This window comes from Nostoc sp. WHI (assembly GCF_015714725.1).
Taxonomy (GTDB): domain Bacteria; phylum Cyanobacteriota; class Cyanobacteriia; order Cyanobacteriales; family Nostocaceae; genus Nostoc.
In genome coordinates this window covers 1-5,345 of the sequence record NZ_WBKM01000124.1, presented here as the reverse complement: position 1 = coordinate 5,345, position 5,345 = coordinate 1, and the positions used below count along the sequence as shown (strand labels likewise).

Genomic DNA, 5,345 nt, shown 5'->3' with positions numbered 1-5,345 from the left:
GGAGTGGGGAGTGGGGAGTGCTGAGTATTGAGTGTAATTGGGCTGTCAAAGGGCGATCGCATTCTTGCTGTTTCCCCTGATAAACACAATCCTCATACAACACAATATCGCCAACTGTGTAGCGATCGCTTAAACTGCCACATAAACCCATAATCAGCACTCTCGATTTTGCAGCCAGAAATTGTTCATTTCCTTGGGATGCGTGCAGATATTTGAGTAAAGGCTTCATCCCAACAGGTATGGGTAATACCGTTGGGATTGAGCCAGTTATGCCGCTTAATCCGCGACACACAGCTTTATATTCTGCTCCCTGAGGCACCAAAATTGTGTCTATGGGTAAAAAATTAGGCACTAGCTCTCTCGACATTCTGGAGTTTGCGTCTGGGTATTAGCTGGAGAGTGCGGAGGGCGATATTAGCAAGCCTGGGCAATAATTGCGGTTGCAGCAGTCGGGGATCATACTTACTCATCCGGCGTTGATTTTCAGATAGACAAATGCTGAGAAATTTTTCTATTGTGAGGTCTTTGGTAAAGATGCCAGTACCGGTGGCGGCGAAGCCAGTCTTATTGGTGTCACCATTGCCAAATACGGCAATCAGATTGCTGAGTGCCCTGCCATAGTGCCAGAGGGTTTTGGCACTCCGCAGTGGGGTAAATCCCTGGCCACGATGAATTTGTGTGTAGGTAAACCAGTTGACAAAAAAGACAATATGGCGTGTCTCTTCGTCTATGATCGGATCAAAGATCGTGAAGATTGACTCTGGAAAAACATCAGCTTCACGGGCGATCGCAAATAGCCCATAGGCAAAGAAGGTATCTAGGCACTCTTCAAAGCCAAAGCGCGTAAATACTGGCTCAATGTTTTGGGGAACTTGAATAGGTTGACGTTCTGGTAGCTTGATGCCGTAACGGTCAATTAATGTTTGAAGTAGGTGAGCATGGCGTAATTCTTCTTTCCCTTGGAGAGCGATCGCAGTTTGTAAAAGGCGATCGCTCTCCGTCGCTGCGTAACCACTAACTATGGCTCCAGCTTGTCGCTCTGTATCCAGAGCTTTTTCCCAGAAGGGAATACTGCGTAAGAAAGTCAAGGCTGTATCGTCCAAATCTGGCCAGGGGAGATACTCAGGTTCGTAATCCCTGTAGCTTTCCATAAAGCTTCGGCAAAATAACTCCTTATGCTCGACAGAGCCAATTTTCATGTCTGAAGTTCCCTTTTGCATTCAAGATTAGGTCAGATTTGAGCCAATACGGTTCGGTTAATATGTTTGGCTCTCGGAGATCCCCCCAACCCCCCTTAAAAAGGGGGACTTTTTTCCTTCTTTACCCCCTTTTTAAGGGGGTCGCCACAGGCGGGGGGATCTTATCCGAACCGTATTGAGATTTGAGTGACAATAAGTGATATTATTGCCTTTTGGTGGTGAGCAAAACTCCCAAACCGAAGGCGATTTCTGTAGCACGATTAATAATTGTGTCACCCGCACAATAATTTTCCACCAAGATGGTAAAGCTTCATAGCCCCAAATCCGCACGAGAACTCTTCAATATTTCCAAATTGGCGATTCAATTCTCGTGGTTGACGGTGAGTTTTTGGATTGCTGTAACGGTAGCTGGTATTCTAGCTTTCAGTTCTCTTAAGTATGCTTTGTTTCCAGATATTACCTTCCCTGTAGTGGTTGTGAATGCTACAGCCCCTCTGACAACCGCCTTTGATACAGAAGCGGATCTCACTCAACCTTTAGAAGAACGCCTTCGCTCCTTAGAAGGATTAGAGAATATCCGCTCATCCACCTATCCAGGACAAACTGCTGTTGGTCTTTCTTTTGCTGTTGGTACAAATTTAGAAACATCCACTAAAGAAGTTGAAACTGCTCTCAACGAATTGACTCTGCCCCAGGGAGCGACTTCTAAAATTATTCCCTTGAACCTGAACGAGTCAGCCGCCATTAGTTATGCCATTGAGAGTCCCTCAATGAATCTTACAGACTTGACTAAGTTGGCGCAAGATGAAATTGTGAGTGCGATCGCTAAACTACCAGGAGTCCTGAAAGTCTCATTATTGGGCGCTGCTACTGCAAATCCTCCCCTAAATCCATCAGCAGCAGCTTTTCCCCAAGCAGGAGCAACATTAGTCCGGTTTAACGGTCAAAATGCACTGGCTTTTCAGGTGATCAAACGTGGCAGTGCTAACACCTTAGAAGTAGTGAGTCGAGTCGAGAAAGAAGTCCAAAGGCTACGTTCTAGCCTCAAAGACGTGAAACTCACCCTAGCTGCCACCCAAGCAGAATATATCCGCCAAGCCACCAAGTCAACAATTGATGCACTAATGGAAGCCATCGTGTTGTCAATAGTGGTGATTTTTCCTTTTTTATGGAGTTGGCGAGCAACTCTCATCTCTGCCTTAGCGATTCCCATATCTTTGTTGGCAACGTTTATCGTCATGGCAATTTTTGGATTTAACCTAGAGACGATTACGTTGCTGGCTTTGGCTTTAGTGATTGGTAGTATTGTTGATGATGCGATCGTGGATGTAGAAAACATCATGCGACACATCGAAGATGGGGAAACTCCTCGTCAAGCGGCACTTTTAGCTACAAATGAAATTGGGTTGACAGTTACCGCCGCCACTTTGACAGCAGTAGCGGTTTTTCTGCCCATAGGTTTAATGGGTGGGGTAATCGGTCAGTTCTTCAAGCCTTTCGGCATCACTGTTTCAGCCGCGATGCTTGCTTCTATGTTAGTTGCTCGGACTTTATCTCCAGTTCTAGCTATCTACTGGCTGAAACCTAAATCCTCGCTCTCCCCGCGTCGGGAAGCAAACATCTGGGTGAATTTTACCCAATTTTACCGAAACTTACTCAACTGGTCTTTAAACCACCGCAAGACAGTCATCGCATTAGCTGTACTCAGCTTTGTTGCAGGTATAGCACTGATTCCACTAATTCCCAAAGGGTTTATTCCTAAACTCGATCGCGGCGAATTCAATATTGCTTATACGGCTCCTTTGCCGAATATCCCTAGTGGAGCAGAGGGGCAAGGGGAGCAGGGGAGAAATCCTAATGCTCAATCACTACTCCCCACTCCCTACTCCCTACTCCCTATTCCCAATCCTTTGAACGATTCTCTTGAGGTTGCTAAGAAACTAGAAGAAGTGGTGAGAAAGTCTCCAGCAGTGGAAACGATATTTACTACCGTTGGTTCCCGTGAGGGTGAGCCAAATAAAGGTAATCTCTATGTGAAGCTCAAGGAAGACCGCAACATCAAGACTGCGGAAGTACAAGACCAATTACGCTCCACTTTGCCTAATTTCCCTGGTGTGAATACCAGTGTGGAAGATATTCAATTTGTTGACACTGGTGGACAAAAACCCCTACAGGTTTCACTACGAGGCAATGACCTCCAAATTCTCAGCAAAGCTGCTAAGGCAATTAAAGAGCGCATCGAAAAATTACCGGGGTTTGCTGATGTCACAGCTACAAATGAAACAAACTCACAGGGTACAGTTTTTCAAATTGAGCGGCTTAACAATCAAAGGGTAGCTTATATCAGCGCTAATCTGGGCAAGGATTTGTCTTTGGGTAATGCCACAGATCAATTAGTAGCAGAAGCCAAAGCTGTGTTACCTGCTGGTGTAACTTTAGACTTGGGGGGAGATTCTGCCCGCCAAAGTGAAGTATTTGGTAGTTTTGGTACGACTTTGCTATTATCGGCACTGTGCATTGTTGTAGTGCTGATTTTGCTGTTCAAAAGCTGGATAGACCCGGTAGTAATTGGGGTTTCTTTGCCCTTGTCAATTGTCGGCGCGATGTTGGCCTTACTCTTCACCAAAAGCGACTTTGGGATGATCTCGCTGATTGGCTTTGTATTTTTGTTGGGACTAGCAAATAAAAATGCCATCTTGCTGGTAGATTACATCAACCAACTCCGCAAATCTGGCTTAGAGCGCACGGAGGCGATTCTCACGGCTGCACCAGTGCGCCTCAGACCAATTATGATGACCACTGCTTCAACGCTTTTAGGGATGCTACCGATCGCATTAGGTTTTGGTGCAGGTTCCGAGTTACGATCGCCTATGGCTGTGGCGATCGCTGGTGGACTAATAACTTCAACTATCCTCAGCTTGATTGTCGTGCCAGTAGTCTACACCATTTTAGATGATTGGTTTCCCCGCAATAAATTTTAGATTTTCCTGCCGATCGCCTTAGGTTTTGGTGCGGGTTCCGAGTTACGATCGCCTATGGCTGTTGCCAATACGGTTCGGATAAGACTTGATCCCCCCAACCCCCCTTAAAAAGGGGGGCTAAGAATGGCTCTATTTCCCCCTTTTTAAGGGGGACTAAGGGGGATCTTTAAGGACTATGCACCTTAACCGAACCGTATTGTATGGCTGTGGCGATCGCTGGTGGATTAATAACTTCCACTATCCTCAGCTTGATTGTCGTGCCAGTAGTCTACACCATTTTGGATGATTGGTTTCCCCGCAAGAAATTTTAGATTTTCCTGCGGAACGCCTGTTTACTTTTGCGTGCCGATGCCGTCGCACAAGTGCCGATCGCTCTGGCTAACGTTAGGATTATTTTGTAAATAACCCCGCACCAAATCACAACTGCGCCCCATTAAAGAATCTAACTCTAAATCTGGAAGATTCCAGAGTTTGATCGTGTTGTCTTCACTGCCAGAAGCCAATGTCTTGCCGTCGGCGCTAAAACTGACGCTCATGACAAAGCTATCATGTCCCTTGAAGGTGCGGATTTCCTTTCCTGTCTCTAGATTCCAGAGTTTGATCGTCTTGTCCTCACTGCCAGAAGCCAATGTCTTGCCGTCGGCGCTAAAACTGACGCTATGGACAATACCATCATGTCCCTTGAGGGTGCGGATTTCCTTTCCTGTCTCTAGATTCCAGAGTTTGATCGTCTTGTCATCACTGCCAGAAGCCAATGTCTTGCCGTCGGCGCTAAAACTGACGCTTAAGACAATGCCATCATGTCCCTTGAGGGTGCGGATTTCCTTTCCTGTCTCTAGATTCCAGAGTTTGATCGTCTTGTCACCACTGCCAGAAGCCAATGTCTTGCCGTCGGCGCTAAAACTGACGCTATAGACAGAGCGATCATGTCCCTTGAGGGTGCGGATTTTCTTTCCTGTCTCTAGATTCCAGAGTTTAATCGTCTTGTCACCACTGCCAGAAGCCAATGTCTTGCCGTCGGCGCTAAAACTGACGCTATAGACAGAGCGATCATGTCCCTTGAGGGTGCGGATTTTCTTTCCTGTCTCTAGATTCCAGAGTTTAATCGTCTTGTCACCACTGCCAGAAGCCAATGTCTTGCCGTCGGCGCTAAAACTGACGCTAT

At 46.4% G+C, this 5,345-nt stretch carries 3 protein-coding genes and 1 pseudogene; 1 reads left to right on the top strand and 3 read right to left on the bottom strand.

The features are described from left to right. Positions 1-352 (bottom strand): annotated as a pseudogene (locus F8S12_RS12715) (phosphorylase); the annotation flags it as partial. Continuing rightward, entirely contained in the window at positions 345-1,199 is an 855-nt protein-coding gene (locus F8S12_RS12710) for a ferritin-like domain-containing protein (RefSeq protein WP_196516638.1), read from the bottom strand. The pseudogene F8S12_RS12715 and the gene F8S12_RS12710, both read right to left, overlap by 8 nt. Before the next feature lie 299 nt (positions 1,200-1,498). On the opposite strand from F8S12_RS12710, the gene F8S12_RS12705 reads away from it, so the two are divergent. Continuing rightward, positions 1,499-4,180 carry an efflux RND transporter permease subunit gene (locus tag F8S12_RS12705; RefSeq protein ID WP_196516637.1) on the top strand — a complete coding sequence of 894 codons (2,682 nt, stop codon included), beginning with the start codon at positions 1,499-1,501 and terminating at the stop codon, positions 4,178-4,180. A 332-nt stretch (positions 4,181-4,512) separates the two neighbouring features. Here F8S12_RS12705 and F8S12_RS12700 read toward each other — a convergent pair. Next, on the bottom strand, positions 4,513-5,345 hold an 833-nt coding region (locus F8S12_RS12700), incomplete at its 5' end, for a WD40 repeat domain-containing protein (protein WP_196516636.1).

Coding starts and splice junctions, on each gene's coding strand:
- F8S12_RS12710 (WP_196516638.1), bottom strand. CDS start 1,199: ATGAAAATTGGCTCTGTCGAGCATAAGGAGTTATTTTGCCGAAGCTTT.
- F8S12_RS12705 (WP_196516637.1), top strand. CDS start 1,499: ATGGTAAAGCTTCATAGCCCCAAATCCGCACGAGAACTCTTCAATATT.